The 20,441-nt window shown below is 38.3% G+C and carries 14 protein-coding genes; 9 read left to right on the top strand and 5 right to left on the bottom strand.

Annotated elements, in window-relative coordinates; genetic code table 11:
* Positions 1–26 precede the first annotated feature (26 nt).
* The 6 genes from QP439_RS00650 to QP439_RS00625 all read left to right on the top strand — a co-directional run bounded on the left by QP439_RS00650 (position 27) and on the right by QP439_RS00625 (position 13,452).
* Positions 27–1,193: an AI-2E family transporter gene (locus QP439_RS00650; RefSeq protein ID WP_285386979.1), complete on the top strand. Its 1,167-nt coding sequence runs from the start codon at positions 27–29 to the stop codon at positions 1,191–1,193.
* The gene (locus QP439_RS00645) at positions 1,183–2,412 is read left to right on the top strand and encodes a tetratricopeptide repeat protein (RefSeq protein ID WP_261104733.1); all 1,230 of its coding nucleotides are present in this window, start codon (positions 1,183–1,185) and stop codon (positions 2,410–2,412) included. Before QP439_RS00650 ends, QP439_RS00645 begins: the two co-directional genes overlap by 11 nt.
* Positions 2,413–2,550: 138 nt before the next feature.
* Positions 2,551–3,192 (top strand): amino acid ABC transporter permease, encoded by a 642-nt coding sequence (locus QP439_RS00640; protein ID WP_049487112.1) that lies wholly within the window; start codon positions 2,551–2,553, stop codon positions 3,190–3,192.
* Between the two features lie 9 nt (positions 3,193–3,201).
* The gene (locus QP439_RS00635; RefSeq protein ID WP_203180450.1) at positions 3,202–3,831 is read left to right on the top strand and encodes an amino acid ABC transporter ATP-binding protein; all 630 of its coding nucleotides are present in this window, start codon (positions 3,202–3,204) and stop codon (positions 3,829–3,831) included.
* A 9-nt stretch (positions 3,832–3,840) separates the two neighbouring features.
* Positions 3,841–4,680 carry an amino acid ABC transporter substrate-binding protein gene (locus tag QP439_RS00630; RefSeq protein ID WP_261071267.1) on the top strand — a complete coding sequence of 280 codons (840 nt, stop codon included), beginning with the start codon at positions 3,841–3,843 and terminating at the stop codon, positions 4,678–4,680.
* Positions 4,681–4,869: 189 nt separating this feature from the next.
* Positions 4,870–13,452: a Rib/alpha-like domain-containing protein gene (locus QP439_RS00625; RefSeq protein WP_285386970.1), complete on the top strand. Its 8,583-nt coding sequence runs from the start codon at positions 4,870–4,872 to the stop codon at positions 13,450–13,452.
* Between the two features lie 110 nt (positions 13,453–13,562).
* Here the strand turns inward: QP439_RS00625 and lysS are convergent, their stop codons facing one another.
* The 5 genes from lysS to QP439_RS00600 all read right to left on the bottom strand — a co-directional run bounded on the left by lysS (position 13,563) and on the right by QP439_RS00600 (position 18,027).
* Positions 13,563–15,053, bottom strand: coding sequence for a lysine--tRNA ligase (lysS, locus tag QP439_RS00620; protein WP_285386967.1), 1,491 nt, complete (start codon positions 15,051–15,053; stop codon positions 13,563–13,565).
* 137 nt (positions 15,054–15,190) lie between these two features.
* Positions 15,191–15,808, bottom strand: a complete 618-nt coding sequence (locus tag QP439_RS00615; RefSeq protein WP_285386965.1) for a histidine phosphatase family protein — start codon at positions 15,806–15,808, stop codon at positions 15,191–15,193.
* Positions 15,808–16,290, bottom strand: a complete 483-nt coding sequence (locus QP439_RS00610) for an aminoacyl-tRNA deacylase (RefSeq protein WP_285386963.1) — start codon at positions 16,288–16,290, stop codon at positions 15,808–15,810. Before QP439_RS00610 ends, QP439_RS00615 begins: the two co-directional genes overlap by 1 nt.
* Positions 16,290–17,132: a DUF368 domain-containing protein gene (locus QP439_RS00605; RefSeq protein WP_285386960.1), complete on the bottom strand. Its 843-nt coding sequence runs from the start codon at positions 17,130–17,132 to the stop codon at positions 16,290–16,292. Before QP439_RS00605 ends, QP439_RS00610 begins: the two co-directional genes overlap by 1 nt.
* 94 nt (positions 17,133–17,226) lie before the next feature.
* A complete protein-coding gene (locus QP439_RS00600; RefSeq protein ID WP_285386958.1) occupies positions 17,227–18,027 on the bottom strand; it encodes a glycoside hydrolase family 25 protein in 801 nt (266 codons plus the stop codon).
* Positions 18,028–18,181: 154 nt separating this feature from the next.
* Here QP439_RS00600 and glmU point away from each other — a divergent pair, with 154 nt between their 5' ends.
* The 3 genes from glmU to macP are packed head-to-tail and all read left to right on the top strand — an operon-like array spanning position 18,182 to position 20,439.
* Entirely contained in the window at positions 18,182–19,561 is a 1,380-nt protein-coding gene (gene glmU / locus QP439_RS00595) for a bifunctional UDP-N-acetylglucosamine diphosphorylase/glucosamine-1-phosphate N-acetyltransferase GlmU (protein ID WP_285386956.1), read from the top strand.
* A 9-nt stretch (positions 19,562–19,570) separates the two neighbouring features.
* Complete coding sequence (locus QP439_RS00590) at positions 19,571–20,116, top strand: NUDIX hydrolase (protein WP_285386953.1); 546 nt, start codon at positions 19,571–19,573, stop codon at positions 20,114–20,116.
* 11 nt (positions 20,117–20,127) lie between these two features.
* Positions 20,128–20,439 (top strand): cell wall synthase accessory phosphoprotein MacP, encoded by a 312-nt coding sequence (gene macP / locus QP439_RS00585; protein ID WP_000517861.1) that lies wholly within the window; start codon positions 20,128–20,130, stop codon positions 20,437–20,439.
* The last annotated feature ends 2 nt before the right edge of the window (positions 20,440–20,441 follow it).

Below are 20,441 nucleotides of genomic sequence, written 5' to 3'. Positions count from 1 at the left end.
GGGAGAACAATAGAAAGGAAGTATTTATGGAGCAAAAAGAGAAACATTTTAGCCTATCTTGGTTTTTCAAGTGGTTTTTGGATAATAAGGCAATTACGGTATTCTTAGTAACTTTGTTATTGGGACTCAATCTGTTTATTTTAAGTAAGATTAGTTTTCTATTTTCACCGGTTTTAGACTTTTTGGCAGTTGTGATGTTGCCAGTCATTCTGTCCGGTTTGCTATATTATTTGTTGAATCCTATTGTTGATTGGATGGAAAAACGCAAAATCAATCGTGTTATCGCAATCAGTATTGTCTTTGTCATCATCGCTCTCTTTATCATTTGGGGCTTGGCAGTCGCCATTCCAAATCTGCAACGTCAGGTTTTAACCTTTGCTAAGAATGTCCCAGTTTACCTTGAAGATGCTGATCGAGTTATTGATGATTTGGTCACTAAGCGTTTACCAGATGATTTTAGACCTCAGTTAGAGCAAGTTTTGACAAACTTCTCAAGTCAGGCTACAGTTTGGGCAAGTAAGGTTTCATCTCAGGCAGTCAACTGGGTGAGTGCCTTTATTAGCGGGACATCTCAAGTGATTGTTGCCTTGATTATCGTTCCTTTCATGCTCTTTTATCTCTTACGTGATGGGAAAGGCCTACGTCACTATTTGACCCAATTCATGCCAACAAGATTGAAGGAACCTGTTGGACAAGTTTTATCAGATGTGAATCAACAGTTGTCCAACTATGTTCGAGGGCAAGTAACAGTAGCTATTATTGTTGCGGTAATGTTTATGATTTTCTTCAAGATCATTGGTCTACGCTATGCAGTTACGTTGGGTGTTACTGCTGGTATTTTAAATCTGGTTCCTTATTTGGGTAGCTTCTTAGCCATGCTTCCTGCCCTAGTATTGGGCTTGATTGCTGGGCCAGTCATGCTTTTAAAAGTAGTGATTGTCTTTATTGTAGAACAAACTATTGAAGGCCGTTTTGTCTCTCCATTGATTTTGGGAAGTCAATTAAACATCCATCCTATTAATGTTCTCTTTGTTTTGTTAACTTCAGGATCCATGTTTGGTATCTGGGGAGTTTTACTTGGTATTCCGGTTTATGCTTCTGCTAAAGTTGTCATTTCAGCCATTTTCGAATGGTACAAGGTAGTCAGTGGCCTATATGAAGAAGAGGGCGAGGAAGTCAAGAGTGAACAATAGTCAACAGATGTTACATGCTTTGGAAGAGCAAGATTTAGCCAAGGCAGAGCACTATTTCGCCGAAGCTTTAGAAAATGATCCAAGTGACCTTCTGTATGAGTTAGCAACTTATCTTGAAGGAATTGGTTTCTATCCTCAGGCCAAGGAAATTTACCTGAAAATCGTAGAGGATTTCCCAGAGCTTCATCTTAATCTAGCAACAATCGCTAGCGAGGATGGTCAAATCGAAGAAGCCTTTGCTTATCTTGAGGAAATCCAAGCTGACAGTGACTGGTATGTCTCGGCTTTGCTTCTTAAGGCAGATCTTTACCAGTTGGAAGGTTTGACAGATGTGGCGCGTGAGAAACTGCTGGAGGCTTTGACCTACTCAGAGGATCCTCTCTTAATATTTGGCTTGGCAGAGTTGGATAGTGAGTTGGAAAATTACCAAGAAGCTATTCAAGGCTATGCCCAGTTAGATAATCGCTCAATTTATGAGCAAACAGGCATTTCTACCTATCAACGAATTGGCTTTGCCTATGCTCAGTTAGGGAAATTTGAAACGGCTACAGAGTTTTTGGAAAAAGCCCTGGAGTTAGAATACGATGACCTAACAGCTTTTGAGCTGGCCAGCCTTTACTTTGATCAAGAAGAATACCAAAAAGCTGTCCTCTATTTTAAGCAGATCGATACCATTTCTCCTGACTTTGAAGGCTATGAGTATGGGTACAGTCAGGCCTTACATAAGGAACACCAAGTTCAAGAAGCCCTGCGTATCGCTAAGCAAGGATTAGAGAAAAATCCCTTTGAAACTCGTCTCTTGCTGGCTGCTTCACAATTTTCTTATGAATTGCATGATGCTAGTGATGCAGAGAACTACCTCCTTACTGCTAAAGAAGATGCTGAGGATACGGAAGAAATCTTACTCCGTCTAGCTACTATTTATCTGGAGCAGGAGCGTTATGAGGATATTCTAGACTTGCAGAGCGAAGAGCCAGAAAATCTCTTGACCAAGTGGATGATTGCTCGTTCCTATCAAGAAATGGACGATTTGGATACTGCCTATGAGCTTTACCAAGAATTAGTAGGGGATTTGAAGGACAATCCAGAGTTTCTGGAACACTATATCTATCTTTTGCGTGAATTAGGTTACTTTGAGGAAGCAAAAGTCAATGCACAAACTTATTTAAAACTGGTTCCAGATGATGTGCAAATGCAAGACTTATTTGAGAGATTATAAGAATATATTTTTAAAACTGTATCTTATCATTTTTGATAGATATAGTTTTTCGTTTTAAAGAGAATTTTTTTACAAAAATTATTGGTTATTTTGTTTATTTATGCTATAATAGGAACAATTATTTTTAGGAGGTGCAGTATGTCTTATTTGTTTGAGATATTACCGAGTTTATTGAGCGGTGCAAGCATGACTTTGCAGGTTTTTGCACTGGTCTTGATTTTTTCTATTCCCTTGGGCGTTTTGATTGCCTTTGCCTTGCAAGTCCATTGGAAGCCCCTCCATCATTTGATTAATATTTATATTTGGATTATGCGAGGCACACCCTTGCTCTTGCAATTGATTTTTATCTATTATGTGCTCCCAAGTATTGGGATTCGTTTGGATCGCCTTCCTGCGGCCATCATTGCTTTTGTTCTCAATTATGCGGCTTACTTTGCTGAAATCTTCCGTGGGGGGATTGATACCATTCCTAAAGGTCAATATGAGGCTGCTAAGGTTTTGAAGTTTAGTCCCTTTGACACAGTACGCTATATTATCTTGCCCCAAGTGACCAAGATTGTTCTTCCTAGCGTATTTAACGAAGTCATGAGTTTGGTCAAGGATACTTCTCTGGTCTATGCTCTAGGTATTTCAGACCTTATCTTGGCGAGTCGAACAGCTGCAAACCGTGATGCTAGTCTGGTTCCAATGTTCTTAGCAGGAGCCATTTACTTGATTTTGATTGGGATTGTGACCATTCTTGCCAAAAAAGTTGAGAAGAAGTACAGTTACTATAGATAGGAGGCTGCCATGTTAGAATTACGAAATATCAATAAAGTCTTTGGTGAAAAGCAAATTTTATCCAATTTCAGTCTAAAAATTCCTGAAAAGCAAATCCTAGCTATCGTTGGGCCTTCTGGTGGAGGTAAGACAACCCTCTTACGTATGCTTGCGGGTCTTGAAACCATTGATTCAGGGCAAATCTTTTATAATGGAGAATCTTTAGAACTGGATGAACTAGAGAAGCGGAATTTACTGGGATTTGTATTCCAAGATTTTCAACTTTTTCCTCATTTATCCGTTCTAGACAATTTGACCTTATCGCCCGTAAAAACCATGAGAATGAAGCAAGAAGAGACTGAGAAGAAGGCGCGAGGGCTTTTGGAACAATTAGGACTGGCTGGTCATGCAGACGCCTATCCTTTCTCACTATCTGGTGGTCAAAAGCAGCGGGTAGCCTTAGCGCGTGCTATGATGATTGACCCAGAAATCATTGGCTACGATGAACCAACTTCTGCACTTGATCCAGAATTGCGCTTGGAAGTGGAAAAACTGATCTTGCAAAATAGGGAACTTGGCATGACGCAGATTGTGGTTACCCACGATTTACAGTTCGCTGAAAATATCGCAGATCAGATTCTCAAGGTTGAGCCCAAGTAGGAGGTGCCAATGACTAATAAGAAAATTGCTTTAGTATTGGTTTCTCTCCTGACTCTTTTTTTAACAGCTTGTACTCAGAAGGCTAGTGATCCAAAGCAGGATAACTGGGATAAATATCAAGAGCAGGGGACCATTACTATTGGTTTTGACAATACCTTTGTACCCATGGGTTTTGAAGAAAAGAATGGCCAATATACAGGCTTTGATATTGACTTAGCACAAGCTGTCTCTGAAAAATTAGGTTTTAAGGTTCAATTTCAACCCATTGACTGGGATATGAAGGAGACGGAACTGCAAAATGGAACCATTGATGCCATCTGGAATGGCTATTCTGCCACTGATGAACGCCGAGAGAAAGTTGCCTTTAGCATTCCATATATGGAAAATCAGCAAGTTCTGGTTACGAAGAAAAGCCAGCAGATTCGTTCAGTAGAGGATATGAAGGATAAGACCTTGGGAGCCCAAGCAGGTTCCTCTGGTTATTTAGACTTTGAAGCCCAGCCAGATTTACTGAAAAATCGTGTCAAAGATCAGAAGGCTAATCAGTACCAGAGTTTTAATGAGGCCTTGATTGACTTGAAAAATGATCGGATTGATGCCTTGTTGATTGACCGAGTGTATGCTAATTACTATCTCCAGTCTGAGGGGATATTAAATGACTACAATGTCTTTTCAGCAGGATTTGAAAGTGAATCCTTTGCGGTCGGAGTTAGACCAGCTGATAAAAGATTATTAACAGCATTAAACCAGGCCTTTATCGAACTATACCAAGAAGGAAAGTTCCAGGAAATCAGCCAAAAATGGTTTGGAGAAGATGTAGCAACAAAAGAAGTGAAAGAAGGAATCTAAATGACGGTTCCTTCTTTTTTCTTCTCATTCATCATACAAATATCGTATATCAGTTGACATATTGATTTTTATTTGATAATATATTAAATATAGAAGATAACCTATAGCTATATATATTTATAGTTTTAGGCTATTTCTTATATTTAAACAACATATGTCAAATATATATTATATTGGAGGAATCTATTTATGTTTAAATCTAAAGGACGACATGTTCAACAATCGCAAATGGAGAAATTCACTCGTTACAGTATCCGTAAGGTTAGTTTTGGTGCAGCTAGTGTGGCTGTGGCTACTGGATTGTTTTTCCTTGGTGGAGGAAGCGTCCAAGCGGCTGAACCAGTAATTAATTCAGAACCTACAGAAGTTCAAAATTCTCAAAATCTAACTGATAAGTCCTCGGAACCCTCTAAGGAAGTTACTGGACAAGCATCTGCTACTGCTAAAGAGCCCGATGGACAAAATAATACTTCTCTAAAAGAGTCTGATACTGACACACAAGCAAATGCAGTTGAAACTCCAAATGTAGTGACAGAAAAAGTAACTATTAATACTGCATCGTTAGAAGATTTAGTTGCTAAAGCTGAAAGTAGATTGAGTCAATTAACTGAAGGAAAGAAAACAAAATCAGTCATTGATGATGCTAAAAATTTGGTTCATAAAGCAAAAGAACTTTTGAACGATGATGCAAAAACACAGGCTAAAGTAGATGCACTTGCTACACAACTTTCAAGTAACCTTAGCATTCTAAACAGTATCAAATTAGAAACAACTGAAGAAGAAAAAGTAAATAAAAACCAAGATCTACGAAATGGAAAAGAGATTCCAGGTAAAGGGGAGAGTGGTTTTAGAGAAGCAACAACTGCAAATCCAATTATTCCTGCTAAAGAGGGTCCAACAAATAATAATAAATTAGGATCAGGAAATAACCCAGCTGATGGTGTATTTGAAAGTGCAAAAGATCAATTTGGAGATGTTGACTTTACAAACTCTACAGAAAAAAGTACTAAAGTTGAGAAACAATGGTCAAAAAGTATTTTATCTGATAAGACAGGTAAAGCTACTACACAACTATTAACAGGTGGTATTACATACAACTGGAAAGAAAAAGAAATTTCTAATGAAATAAATGGTTGGAAAATTACAGATGCAAACGGAAATGCAGGAAAAGTAACTGCTATTAAACCAGAAGCAGCAGTTGCAGATGCAGGACGTGAAGCGGAGTATCAAGGGAAGCCAAGCAAGGTTTATGATAATCAAGGAACTATTAAAAGGAACTATAATAATCCTGATAATCCAACAGCAACAAATCCGCTTGGAGTTCATGCTGCAAATCAAAACTATGGAAATGGTGTAAACTATTCAGGAAATGTTGGAACACATAATTTACCTAAAGGATATTACTTAGAATTAGGTGAAAAAGGTACTAAGCTTTCTAAAGAATATGCAGTTAATGGAAACTCTAGATTAATGTTAAGTACAATTACTGGTGGTGCATACGGAAATATGGGTACTGCTGGAACAGGTGAACGAATAAAAATCACAATGTACGATGCAGTAACTGGAGAAAAAATTTCTAGTATTAGAGATGACCATACTATCGGTGAAAAATATGAAGCAGAGCATATCTCAGCACCTTCAGGGGATGGAGGAAATGGTGATGGTTGGACTGAATACCGTGCCATTTATGAAATTCCAAAAACTACAAGTAGAGTAAAAGTAGAAATAGAAGCTCTAGATGATGGTACAGCGATTAATAACTCATATTTAAAAAATACAAATAGTACTGTAACTGATGGTTATTTTGTTGGAGCTGTTAACTTAGCTGTTGGTTCAGGAACAGAAATGACTACGAACGTTAAAACCAATGGTAAAGAAGGTAGATTTGGCGAAGATAATCTCTATAAATCAAAACAAAAAGGGGAACTTGAATTTACCGTTAATAGTGTCGGTGGGATTCGTCACTATGGTAGTGCGGAAACTGAAATAGAAGTTCCAGAAGGTGTGGATTTGCCAGAAAATATTACAAAACCAAAAGATTGGGTTTGGTTTGGTGATACACCTGTAGCTCCACAGAATATTTCATGGGATGCAAGTACTAGAAAATTAAAAATTAAATATCAAACCTCTGGAAATAATGCGGGAGTGAATCCATATATTGGTATCGGATCAAATAATGGTAAAAATGATGGAGTCCGTAAATTTAGATTGCCATTTACAACAACTGATAATTACAGAGGTACTGCAACCTTTAAAGTGAGAACTTACTTACCAAATGGTTTAAGTGATGGAAAAGATAATCAACTTTTAAATACGGGAGATGTTTCAAATGCTGATGGAAAATATCATCCAGTAGTTAATGGTTTAAGAAACACTGACCAGCCTGATTACTACTACAATAAAACGATTTATATCGATACTAAAAGACCAGATACACCAACAGTAGAAGCCGTGCATACAGACAGTATTCGTGGTGAGAAAAAAGATCAAAATCAAGCAAAAGAATTGCTAGTATCTATTCCAACAAAAAATACAGAGTTAACAAATGAAGCACGTGAGAAAAAAGATGTTGCTGAAAATGATAAAAATAATGGAGTAGATAGAGCACACACGGCTGGCGCTGAAACAGTAGATAAAGCAGTAGATAAAATCGGTGCAGCTATTGGTGGATTAACTTCAATGAAAGTTACTTTACCAAATAGTAAAACTCCAATTACACTCAACAAAAAAGAAGATGGTTGGTATATTGGTACTACAAAAGTTGAAGAACGTGATGGTAAATTAGTGGTACCAGTTCCAAAAGGAACAGATTTGACAGAAGCGAATGAGACAACAAATCCTGACAAACGTATCAAAGTTACTGTGCTTGATAAAGCAGGTAACGAATCAGATCCAGCTTATGCTAATGTTCTAAACGAAGCTCCAACAGTAGCAGTTGAGAAAAAAGATTTATATGTTTATAAAACCAAAGAAGCTGATAAATGGAACAATGAGAAAGTTCTAGAAAAAGCGAAACCATCAGCAACTGACTTAGAAGATGATCGTGATGGAGTTGATTCTACTAAACCAACAATAGCAGTAAGTGATGCAGGTAATCTAGATACAACTAAAGTTGGAGATTACACTGTAAAAGTTCAATCAACTGATAGTGAAGGCAAGCAATCAACAGAAACAAATGTTACCGTCCATGTCTTAGACCTAATTAAAGTTGATCCTACAGTAACTACTGACCCAACAAATCCAAGTACAAAAGCGCCAGTATCTCCAAAAACAGCAGATACACCTGTAAAAGAAGGAGATGAAAATCTTGGTAAATATCCAGCAGGAGTTACTCGTGAGGACTTAGTTAAAGAAGTTACACGTACAATTAAGTATTTGAAAGAAGAAGATGCAAACAAAGATAATGCTACTCCTTTATATGCTGAAAAGGTGCAAAAAGTAACTTACAAACGTACAGCAACCGTTAACCCTGAAACAAAAGAAGTAACGTACTCTGATTGGGAAGTTTACAAAGAAGCTGATAAATTAACAGATGCTACAGCTGACGGAACAAAAGGTAAATTCAATGCTGTTGAATCACCAGTAGTAGAAAATTACTTATTAGTAAATGCGACAGATAAAACAGTAGCTGAAAAAGAAGCGCCAGTTCCTGGAGAAGATGGAACAGTTACTCCAGAAGTTACTAAAGTTCTTTATAAAGAAATTGGTTCATTTGTACCAAACTATCCAGAAGGTAAGAAACCGAATGGTGCTCAAGATAAAATTCCTTATCCAAATAATCTAAATGACCCAACAGTTCCAGGTGATTTTAGTACAATAACAATTCCTTATGTTCCAGGCTATACTCCAGTATATAACGGAAAAGAATTGACACCAAAAAATCCAAATGATCCAACTCAAGGTTATAAAGTACCGGATGGATTTACACCAACGGATAAATTCGGTGAATCACCAATTACGTACACACCTTCTACTCAAACAGCTAAAGTAGTGATTGAGAAGAAAATCGATGGAGCTGCAAATGAGGTAGTTTCTAGTTTTGATTTAACTGGTAAATCTGGTTCAGAATTACCAGCAAGTACAGATATTGATAACAAAATCAAAGAACTTAAAAATCAAGGTTATGAAGTAGAAAGTGATGAATATCATACTCAAGATAATCATCATCCAACCTTTGATGATAAGGAAGATATCAATGCACAAGATGGTACATCAGCACCTTCTCAAACCTTTAAGATTGTTGTTAAACCTAGAATCGTTGAAGTTCCTTCATCAACACCTCATGAAAAAGATAGTCCAGTAGATCCAAATGGTGAAAATCCAGATTTGAAATGGCCAGAGGGATTAGCAGAGTCTGATTTGAACACAACTGCTAAACGTGTGATTTCATATGTGAAGAAAGATTCTGATACAGCAACCGAAGAAAAAGCAAAAGATGATACAGTACAAACGGTACCATTTACAAGAAAAGCGACCGTTAATCTTGTTACAAAAGAAGTAACCTATACAGATTGGGAAAGTACAAATAAAACATGGGATAAAGTCGGAGTAGATGTTCTACAAGGATATATTGCTGATAAGAAAGAAATTCCAGCAAAAGAAGCAGCAACTCCTACAAAAGATACAAAAGTAATTCCTGATGAAACTGATAAAGTAACGTATACGAAGATTGGAAGCTGGATTCCAGTAGATCCAACAACTGGTAAAGACGGAGATCCAATTCCATTCCCTAATGATCCAAATGATCCAACCAAGACTGGTGAAATTACACAAATCATTCCTCATAAAGATGGATATACTCCAAAAGATGGCAATGGAACACCATTAGAACCTGTAAATCCTGCAAATCCAGCACAAGGTTATAAACCACCAAAAATTACGGATCCAAAAGCAAATATCAAGATTACCTATGACAAAGATGATCAAAAAGCAAAAGTTAAATTCGTTTCTGTAGATCCAAAAACTCAAACAGAAACTGAATTAACCGACCATGCATTGACTTTAACTGGTAAATCAGGTGAAACCATTTCTGAAAGTGATGTACAAACTCATATCGATGTGTTGAAATCTATGGGATATGATATTGTCGACAATCCATTTGATAAAGACCCAGTATTTGATACGAAGAAAGATACTGATGACAACATCACTCAAGAGTTTACCATTAAAGTTCAACCACGTGTATCAACTGCAAAAACTGTATATGTAGTAGAAGGTGATAAGCCGTCTGCAGAAAAAGTAGGAGGAGCTGTTACACCTGGTAAGGACGGTAAAGTCACGAATCCTGATGTCAGCACTATTTCTACTGATGGTAAAGCAGGTCAAGAGATTAAAGTGCCGGTAACGGTTACTTATGGGGCAGATAAATTTAAACGGGATGAACCGGTTGAAGTGACTGTTAAAGTTCTTCCAAAACCAGCACCAAAAGGCGTGACAGTCTTAAATGGTACATCAAATGAGAAATTAATCGATGCGATTCGCGAAAATGTTAATAAAGCAATTACTGGACTAACAAATGTGCCTGAAGGGGTAACTCCATTTATAACAGATGATGCGATTGCAACTCCAAAAACTGATAAAAATGGTCAACAAACTCCAGTAACCGTAACTGTTAAATACAGAGATAATGCTACTGGAAAAGTGATTGATGATATTTCTGTGAATGTGGATGTTCCAGTAAATGTAGTTGGTTCAACTCCAACCTCTAAAGTTGTATTTGAAGGAGATGAATTGACTGCTAAGGATATAACAGATGCGGTTACTCCAGGGGAAAATGGAACGAAAGGTGAACCAAAAGATTTAGCAAAAGATATTACAGCTAAACCAGGTGTGAAAGAAGTAACTGTTCCAGTAACTTATACGGATCAAAATGGAGAAACTTTAACAGAACCAGTAAAAGTTAAAGTAACAGTTTTACCAAAACCAACACCAAAAGGAATTTTCGTTGCAAAAGATAGCGATAAAGAAAAAGCAAAAGAAAAAGCCCTTGCCAAAGCAAAAGAAGCTATTGCAGATGGTACTTTCAAAGGAAAACTTCCAGAAAATGTTACTAATGTAAGTATCGATGAGAATGTAGACAATCCAGATTTATCAGATGATACGGATGTAAATGTTACTGTCAAGTACACTGTTGGTGGAGAAGAAAAAACAACGGTGGTTAAAGTTCCTGTTACTGTTGTTGAGGGAGTTCCACAAATTGTTCCAGTGGATGAAAATAATAAACAACCAAATCCAGAAAACAGTATCGACAAAACTGAATATCCGGATGGTTCAACATTTGAATATGATCCGAAAACACCAATTGATACAACAACACCTGGTGATTATACAGTCAATGTCATTGTAAAAGATAAAGATGGGAATCCTATTGAAGAAGTTCCTGCAACTGTACGTGTGGTAGAAAGCTATCCACAATTTGTGCCAGTAGATAAGGAGAAAAAACAACCAAGTGTTGAAGGAAGTATTGACCCTAAAGCATTCCCTAAAGGAACAGAGTTTTCTTATGAAACTCCAGTAGACACAACAACGCCAGGCGAAAAAGACGTTGTAGTAGTAGCAAAAATTGGAGATAAAGTCATTGCGAAAATTCCTGCAAAAGTAATGGTTGTAGAACCTAAGACACAATATGTGCCAGTCGACAAATCAAACAAACAGCCAGACGCATCTAAGAGTATTGACCCTGAACAATATCCAGATGGAGTAACATTCAAATATAAGACCCCAGTAGATACAACAACATCAGGCGAAAAAGATGTTATTGTAGAAGCAAAAGACGGAGAAGATAAACTTGTAGAAGTTCCAGCTAAGGTTAAAGTAGTGGAAGGTAAAGAACAATTAATTCCTGTAAATCCAACTGAAAAACCACAAGCCAGAGATAGTATTACTCCAAGTGATTATCTAGAAGGTTCAACATTTGAATACAAAGTTCCAGAAGGACAAACAGAACCATTTGATGCAACAACTGTTGGAGATAAACCAGTAACTGTTGTTGTAAAAGATAAAAATGGAAATGTATTAGTAGAAGTTCCGGCAACGATTAAGGTGGTAGAAGCTAAACCAACACCAATTGAAACGCCAGTAACGAATACACCTTTAACAAAAGAGGATATTGCTAAATATGTTAAAGTTCCAGAAGGCAGTAAAGTAACCAATGTAGAAAATATTCCAGATTTAACAACGCCAGGTCAGAAAAATCCTGTTAAAGTTACTGTTACTTTACCAAATGAAAAAACAATTACTGTTGATGTTCCAGTTAATGTCACTCCAGTAAATGGAATTGAAACCCCAGTTACGAATACTCCATTAACCCCAGAGGATTATACAAAAGGAATCACGATTCCAGAAGGTGGTAAGGTAACGAATGTTGAAAACATTCCAGACTTAACAACACCAGGTCAGAAAGATCCTGTTAAAGTTACTGTTACTTTACCAAATGGAAAAACAATTACTGTTGATGTTCCTGTGAATGTAACACCAGTTAAAGGCATCGAAACCCCAGTTACGAATACTCCATTAACCCCAGAGGATTATACAAAAGGAATCACGATTCCAGAAGGTGGAAAAGTAACGGGAGTTACAAACATTCCAGATTTGACAACTCCAGGTAAGAAAGCTCCAGTTAAAGTAACGGTTGAATTACCAAATGGAAAAACAATTACTGTTGATGTTCCTGTAAATGTAACACCAGCTACAGGAATTGAAACACCTGTCACAGATACTCCATTAACAAAAGAAGATATTGGAAAACACGTGAAGGTTCCAGAAGGTGGTAAAATTGTTGAAGTAGGTAAAATTCCAGAAGTAAATACTCCAGGAGATAAAGGTACAGTCAAAGTTAAAATTGAACTTCCTAATGGTAAACAAATAGAAGTAGAGGTTCCTGTCAAGGTAACGCCTATCAAAGATATTGTTAAGAAACTTGGTGAGCCAATTACAAATGAAGATGTTGAAAAACATATCCAAATACCAGAAGGTGGAAAAATCATTAGTATTGGGGATAAACCATCTACAGATGTACCAGGAGAAAGACCAAGTATTCCAGTAGTAATTGAATTACCAGGAGGAAAACGTGTTACAGTCAAAGTTCCGGTCATTGTTACTCCGAAAACAACACCGATTGTTGTTGAAGTTGGTACACCAATTACAGAGGATATGGTGAAAAAACATGTGGACCTTCCAGAAGGATGGAAGATTACTAAAGTGGGCGAAATTCCAAAAACAAATACACCTGGAGACAAACCATCTGTAACAGTAGAATTAGAGTTACCAGACGGACGTAAAGTGACAGTGGATGTTCCTGTGAAAGTTACTCCTAAATCTAATCATAGTGATAATCAAGGTAATAATCAAGGCAATAACGGTAGTTCAACTACTCATATCGTAACACGTTACCAAGATGGTGATGGTAAAGAAATTTCTCCAGAGGAGAATGGTAGCCATGGACCTAAGACTTTAGAAGGTTATGAATATACTGGCACTAAGACAGATAAAAATGGCAATGTGATTCATACCTATAAGAAAGTAGTTACCCCAACTCGTTCTGAGCAACCTGTTTCGCCAGTTCGTCCTTCAAATCCAGAAAAACCAGTAGTTAATCCAACTCAGGTAAGTCGAACAGAATCAAATCAAGCAGTTAGTGAAACAACTGTAGAAAATGATAAGAAGGAATTACCAAATACTGGTACAGAAGATAAGGCTGGTCTAGCTAGTCTTGGACTTCTTGGAATGTTGAGTGCATTCGGACTTGTAGCTCGTAAGAAAAAAGAAGACTAAGAAAGAAACTTCCTTTCTAAAGTTTGATAAAAAATAGACTGAGGTGAAAACTTCAGTCTATTTCTTTTTACTATAAAAAAATCCTCTGGCAAGTACCAGAGGATAAGAATCTATTTCATTGTTGGGAAGAGCAATACGTCACGGATAGTAGTTGTATCAGTGAGGAGCATGCAAAGACGGTCGATACCGATTCCCAAACCACCTGTTGGTGGCATACCGTATTCAAGGGCTTCGATATAGTCGTAGTCGATACCTGTTGCCTCATCGTCACCAAGTTCTTTAGCTTTAGCTTGGGCTTCAAAACGGCTAAGTTGGTCGATTGGATCATTTAACTCAGTAAAGGCATTACCGTACTCCTTAGTCATGATGAAGAGCTCAAAACGGTCAGTAAAGCGTTCGTCTTCAGGATTCTTCTTAGCCAGTGGAGATACAGCTACTGGATGTCCATAGACAAAGGTTGGTTGGATCAAGGTTTCCTCAACAAACTCTTCAAAGAAAGCATTGATGATGTGGCCAACTTCAGTGTAGTGTTTCTCAACTGGAACTTTCTTCTCAGCAGCGATAGCTTTTGCTTCTTCAAAAGTCATATCTTGCCAGAAATCGACACCAGCAATTTCCTTGATAGCATCAACCATGTGAACACGTTTGAATGGTTCGTTGATTTTGATTTCAGTACCTTGATAGTTAACTGGGCCATCGCCTTTGACTGATTTAGCAGCGTGTTGGATAATACCTTCAGTTAAGTCCATGATGTCTTGGAAGTCTGCATAAGCTTGGTAAACTTCGATAGAAGTAAACTCAGGGTTATGAGTAGCATCCATTCCTTCGTTACGGAAGATACGGCCGATTTCATAGACACGTTCCATACCACCCACGATAAGGCGTTTCAAGTGAAGCTCAGTCGCGATACGAAGCACCATGTCAATGTTTTGGGCATTGTGGTGGGTTATAAATGGACGGGCTGCAGCACCACCGGCTTCATTATGAAGAACAGGTGTTTCCACTTCAAGGAAACCTTTTTGGTCAAGGTAACGACGGATTTCAGAGATGATTTTTGAACGAGTGACAAAGCGCTCAAAGCTTTCACGGTTAGAAATCAAGTCAAGGTAACGTTTACGGTAAATGGTTTCAACGTCTGTCAAACCGTGGAATTTCTCTGGAAGAGGACGAAGAGCCTTAGACAAGTGTGTGATGTGAGTAGCCTTGATAGAGAGTTCTCCCATATCCGTACGCATCACTTCACCTTCGACACCAAGGAAGTCACCAAGGTCTGCTTTTTTGAAGATTTCGTAGTTTTCTTCACCGACAGCATCCTTACGAACGTAGATCTGGATTTGACCTTCGCGGTCTTGAAGGTGGGCAAATCCAACTTTACCTTTACCACGTTTGGTTACCAAGCGTCCTGCGATAGTAGCTGTTTCGTTTTTATCATGTAATTGTTCTTTATCGAGGTCAGCATATTTATCTTTTAATTCTTGTGAATTTGCAGTACGTTCAAAACGTTTTCCAAAGGGATCGATTCCTTGTTCACGGAGCGCAGCCATTTTTTCACGGCGAACGATCTGCTGGTCATTTAGTTCTTCCATATGTTCTGTTGACATGGGATCCTCCTAGTTTTACTCAAAACTGAATACGATGAGTCATTTTTTGCGATACTCCCATTTTATCATAAATAAGCAAGAAATTCACGGATAATCTTTCAAAACTAAAAAGAACTTGACGCGAAAATCAAGTTCTGTTATTGATAGGAAGTATCATTCCAAGTATCGAGAGTAAATGTTTCAAAATCATGGGTTTCTAGAATTGTCAGGCTGGCATTTGCTAGACCGCCATCTTTACGAAGAAGTGGTTCTTTATAACCTAGAAGAGTACGAAGACTGGCAGTAAGATTGGCACCGTGACCGACAATTAAAATACGCTCAGCAGGACTATCTTTTAATGATTTGATAAATTGGATGGTCCGTTGTGTTGTGCTATAGAGGGATTCGGCTCCGAACATTTGAGTGTCAAATTGAGCAAGATTAGATCGGAAAGCTTTGATTTGTTGCGGGTAAATAGCTTCCAAGGTTGCAATTTTCAAACCTTCCAACTTCCCCAGCTGCCATTCACGGAGGTTGGGAACGCTTTTTAAAGGACAGGGCGTCTGGAGTTGACTTTGGATAATCTCAGCAGATTTGACCGCTCGAGGTAAATCACTTGAATAAATCTGATCAAAAGGAATTTCCTTGAGATACTGGCCAAGTTGTTTTAGGGTGTCAATGGATTCAGGAAGAAGGGGAGAATCTCCACTAGCACCTTGAAAGCGACCTTCTTGGTTCCAGACGGTGCGACCGTGGCGGACAAAGTAGAGTTTCATTACTTGTTGTCCTCCAAGATATCTACAAAGTCGGCCTTTACAAAGCTGGCCAATTCTTGTGGCGCGACGATAATGCTGTGACCAACTTCTCCAGCAGAGACAATCATTTGATCCAAGTCTAGAGCAATCTTATCGATAAAAATGGGGTAATTGTGTTTCTGACGAATTCCGACAGGATTATTGGCTCCATGAATGTAACCAGTTGTTTTTTCCAAGTCCTTTTGTGGAATCATGCTCACTTTTTTATTGCCAGAAATTTTAGCTAGTTTCTTTTCAGACAAATGTTGAGTGATAGGCACAATTCCGATAATCGGTCCTGTTTTATCTCCCAAAAGAGCCAAGGTTTTGAAAATCTGATCTCGTTCATAATCTTGAGGAAGCTCTCCTTCTAGGGCATTGATTTGAATCCCCTGATGTGGGATACCTGCTTTGGACAGGATTTGTTCCACCAATGTTTTTTTGACTTTAACTTTTTTTGCCATTATTTATACTTATCCTCCAATTGGCTCATCCAAATACCAAGCCAGATTCCCAGCGCAAAGAAGAAGGCGATGATGACATAACCGACAAGAGAAGTACCGGTGTACTGGATACTTTCAGCATTTCCTGCATTTGGAATCAAGATCAAAAGGGTACTTGATAGGACGATACCGATGATGAAATGATAGACGCGTGAGTGGTAGTTGTTTAAGGCATAATCCATCAATTTTGAAAAAATGATGAGAGTTGCACCTGCACCGATTCCAATTGGGAAAAAGGTTCCCAAGAGGTCAAAGGTTTTAAAACCAGTCAACATAGGAGCGTAGAGTCCCAAAATCAAAAGTAGGTTTGATGGACTGAGGCCAGGAACTAATACGCCAAGAGCCAGCAGTGCACCTGCTAGGACGAAATTAAGAAAGCTGGCACTTAAGGTTCCAACGACAAAATTTAAGGCATAGAGTCCTAATCCAGAAATGATAAAGGTTGTCCAGAACCAAGCCAAATCAATCTTGTCTCGGTCAGATTCTCGAGTTGATTCTTTGAGGAGGCTAGGAACTGTACCAATGATGGCACCCGCAAAGCTCCATAAGACAAAGACCTGATAATTTTCAAGTAGGTATTCAATCGGGTAGGAAAATAAGCCGATCCCCAGAAGCATGCCGATGGCAACTGGAATAAAATACAAAACATTTTCTTTAAAGTCTTTAAAGGGATGGGCTAGAAAGCCAATCATTCGTTCATAAATACCTAAGATTGCTGCTAGAACCCCTCCGGAAATTCCCGGTAGAATAAATCCAAGAGCAATCACAATCCCTTTAATAACACGTGCTAACCATGAGAGCATATTGTTCCTCCAACTATTTCTATTTCAAAAAATCCTTACTATATTGTATCACAATCTAAAACAAAAAGAAAAAGCAAATGAGAAACAAATGCTTTTAAGGTTTTAAAAATAGTTTTCTAAAGGTTTCTTCCTTATTTTTTAAAGAAGAGATGACGTTAATATCCAAATCGTGGTCAAAACCAGCAATTTTTCCTTTAGAAGTGTACTGGTGAATGTCGTAATCTAAATCAGTCTTAGGAGTTGCTTCGTAAAATCCTGAGTCAGAACCATAGGAAGGAATCCATACAGACGTAAACTTGTCTGTATTAATACTGTGTTCTTCCATGAAGTAGACCCCAACGTAGATTCCGATATTTTTAGCACCTAGCGATTCTAGTTTTGCACGAAAAGCTTCAACCCCTTCGTTCATATTGGACATGGTTTTTTCTTCCACGTCTAGCCAATAGTAGCTAGGGCTGTATGGCGATGAAGCATTATAAAAAACTTCAGCAGCCTTTTCCATTTCTTGGATACTTTTTCCAGCTACATAGGCATAGACACCAACTGGGACATTTCGTTTTTGAAACTCAGTGATATGGGTTTTAAAGGCCTTATCAACACCATTAACATAGGAAGCATCGTTCTCTTTGGACGTTTGAGCACCACTATGGACGCGAACAATAGCTCCAGAAATGTTTTGGGAGAGAGTATCGTAATTGATTTCCTCAGGACGTTGCCAACCAGAAACATCAATCACCGGTTTATCTATATTATGTAGCGCTTGCGTTTCTACTTGCGCGATATTTGACTTTGTTTTTACAGGATGGTCCTCAAAACGAGGGCGATTCAGGATTAAAGTGAAAATCATAATCCCAAAAAAACCAAACAAAATAAGCGGATTTATTTTCTTTCTCATATCTCATAATTTTACCTTAAAAATGAGAAAAAATCAAAAAAAATACTCAAAAAATGGGTTAAGAAAGGACTTTAGAGCATTTTTTCATTCAAGAGCGCGGAATGATTTGAAATATGGTATAATAAAAGGGAATTTCTAGAGAAAAGAGAAGATTATGTCAAATTATGCCATTATTTTAGCAGCGGGTAAAGGAACTCGCATGAAATCTGATTTGCCAAAAGTGTTGCACAAGGTTGCGGGTATTTCTATGCTGGAGCATGTTTTCCGTAGTGTGGGAGCTATCCAGCCTGAAAAGACAGTAACAGTTGTAGGACACAAGGCGGAATTGGTTGAAGAGGTCTTGGCTGGACAGACAGAATTTGTGACTCAATCTGAACAGTTAGGTACCGGTCATGCAGTTATGATGACAGAGCCAATTTTGGAAGGTTTGTCAGGGCACACCTTGGTCATCGCAGGAGATACTCCTTTGATCACAGGTGAAAGCTTGAAAAACTTGATTGATTTCCACATCAATCATAAAAATGTGGCTACTATCTTGACTGCTGAAACGGATAATCCATTTGGCTATGGACGAATTGTTCGTAATGACAATGCTGAGGTTCTTCGCATTGTTGAGCAAAAGGATGCTACAGATTTTGAAAAACAAATCAAGGAAATCAACACTGGAACATATGTTTTTGACAACGAGCGTTTGTTTGAGGCTTTGAAAAATATTAATACCAACAATGCTCAAGGCGAATACTATATCACAGATGTCATTGGAATTTTCCGTGAAGCTGGTGAAAAAGTTGGTGCTTATACTTTGAAAGATTTTGATGAGAGTCTTGGAGTAAACGACCGTGTGGCTCTTGCGACTGCTGAGTCAGTCATGCGTCGTCGCATCAATCATCAACACATGGTCAATGGTGTTAGTTTTGTCAATCCAGAAGCAACTTATATCGATATTGATGTTGAGATTGCTCCTGAAGTTCAAATCGAAGCCAATGTTACCTTGAAGGGGCAAACGAAAATTGGTGCTGAAACTGTTTTGACAAACGGTACTTATGTAGTGGATAGTACTATCGGAGCAGGAGCTGTTATTACCAACTCTATGATTGAGGAAAGTAGTGTTGCGGACGGTGTGACAGTCGGTCCTTATGCCCACATTCGTCCAGGTTCAAGCCTAGCTACCCAAGTCCACATTGGGAACTTTGTTGAGGTGAAAGGCTCTTCAATCGGTGAGAATACCAAGGCTGGTCATTTGACTTATATCGGAAACTGTGAAGTGGGTAGCCATGTTAACTTTGGTGCTGGAACCATTACAGTTAACTATGACGGCAAAAACAAATACAAGACAGTCATTGGAAACAATGTCTTTGTTGGTTCAAATTCAACCATTATTGCGCCAGTAGAACTTGGTGACAATTCCCTCGTTGGTGCTGGTTCAACTATTACTAAAGACGTGCCAGCGGATGCTATTGCTATTGGTCGCGGTCGTCAGGTCAATAAAGACGAATATGCAACACGCCTTCCTCATCATCCTAAGAATCAGTAGGAGTCTATCATGGAATTTGAAGAAAAAACGCTTAGCCGAAAAGAAATCTATCAAGGACCAATATTTAAACTGGTTCAAGATCAGGTTGAATTACCAGAAGGTAAGGGAACTGCTCAACGTGATTTGATTTTCCACAATGGAGCTGTCTGTGTTTTAGCTGTAACGGATGAGCAAAAACTTATCTTGGTCAAGCAGTACCGCAAGGCCATTGAGGCAGTCTCTTACGAAATTCCAGCTGGGAAATTGGAAGTAGGAGAAAATACAGACCCTGTGGCAGCAGCTCTGCGTGAACTGGAGGAAGAAACAGCCTATACAGGGAAGTTAGAACTCTTGTATGACTTTTATTCAGCTATTGGCTTTTGTAATGAAAAGTTAAAACTTTACCTAGCAAGCGATTTGACAAAGGTTGAAAACCCGCGCCCGCAGGACGAGGATGAGACCTTGGAAGTACTTGAAGTGAGCCTAGAAGAAGCTAAGGAATTAATCAAATTAGGTCATATCTGTGATGCCAAGACAATTATGGCTGTTCAGTATTGGGAATTGAACAAAAAATAGAGGAGGTCAGTATGGGTAAACCTTTATTAACGGATGAAATGATTGAAAGAGCTAATAGAGGCGAAAAAATTTCGGGTCCCCCTTTGCTAGATGATGAGGAGACCAAGATTTTACCAACCTCTTCTTCCCGTTTTGGTTATGCCAATCCTAAGGATCATGGCTTTAGCCAAGAAACCTTGAAGATTCAGGTCGAACCGTCTATTCATAAAAGCCGTCGCATTGAAAATACCAAGAGAAATGTCTTCAATTCTAAATTAAATAAGATTTTATTTGCAGTCATCTTTCTCTTGATCTTGCTTGTCTTAGCAATGAAACTTTTGTAATA

Source organism: Streptococcus sp. UMB1203 (genome assembly GCF_030217725.1).
Lineage (GTDB): Bacteria > Bacillota > Bacilli > Lactobacillales > Streptococcaceae > Streptococcus.
The sequence above is the reverse complement of the archived record's forward strand: the minus strand, read 5'-3'. Positions and strand labels throughout refer to the sequence as shown.

Bases quoted from the DNA above. Each gene is read 5' to 3' on its own strand.
- QP439_RS00650 (WP_285386979.1), top strand. From the start codon at position 27: ATGGAGCAAAAAGAGAAACATTTTAGCCTATCTTGGTTTTTCAAGTGG.
- QP439_RS00640 (WP_049487112.1), top strand. From the start codon at position 2,551: ATGTCTTATTTGTTTGAGATATTACCGAGTTTATTGAGCGGTGCAAGC.
- QP439_RS00635 (WP_203180450.1), top strand. From the start codon at position 3,202: ATGTTAGAATTACGAAATATCAATAAAGTCTTTGGTGAAAAGCAAATT.
- QP439_RS00630 (WP_261071267.1), top strand. From the start codon at position 3,841: ATGACTAATAAGAAAATTGCTTTAGTATTGGTTTCTCTCCTGACTCTT.
- QP439_RS00625 (WP_285386970.1), top strand. From the start codon at position 4,870: ATGTTTAAATCTAAAGGACGACATGTTCAACAATCGCAAATGGAGAAA.
- lysS (WP_285386967.1), bottom strand. From the start codon at position 15,053: ATGTCAACAGAACATATGGAAGAACTAAATGACCAGCAGATCGTTCGC.
- QP439_RS00615 (WP_285386965.1), bottom strand. From the start codon at position 15,808: ATGAAACTCTACTTTGTCCGCCACGGTCGCACCGTCTGGAACCAAGAA.
- QP439_RS00610 (WP_285386963.1), bottom strand. From the start codon at position 16,290: ATGGCAAAAAAAGTTAAAGTCAAAAAAACATTGGTGGAACAAATCCTG.
- QP439_RS00605 (WP_285386960.1), bottom strand. From the start codon at position 17,132: ATGCTCTCATGGTTAGCACGTGTTATTAAAGGGATTGTGATTGCTCTT.
- QP439_RS00600 (WP_285386958.1), bottom strand. From the start codon at position 18,027: ATGAGAAAGAAAATAAATCCGCTTATTTTGTTTGGTTTTTTTGGGATT.
- glmU (WP_285386956.1), top strand. From the start codon at position 18,182: ATGTCAAATTATGCCATTATTTTAGCAGCGGGTAAAGGAACTCGCATG.
- QP439_RS00590 (WP_285386953.1), top strand. From the start codon at position 19,571: ATGGAATTTGAAGAAAAAACGCTTAGCCGAAAAGAAATCTATCAAGGA.
- macP (WP_000517861.1), top strand. From the start codon at position 20,128: ATGGGTAAACCTTTATTAACGGATGAAATGATTGAAAGAGCTAATAGA.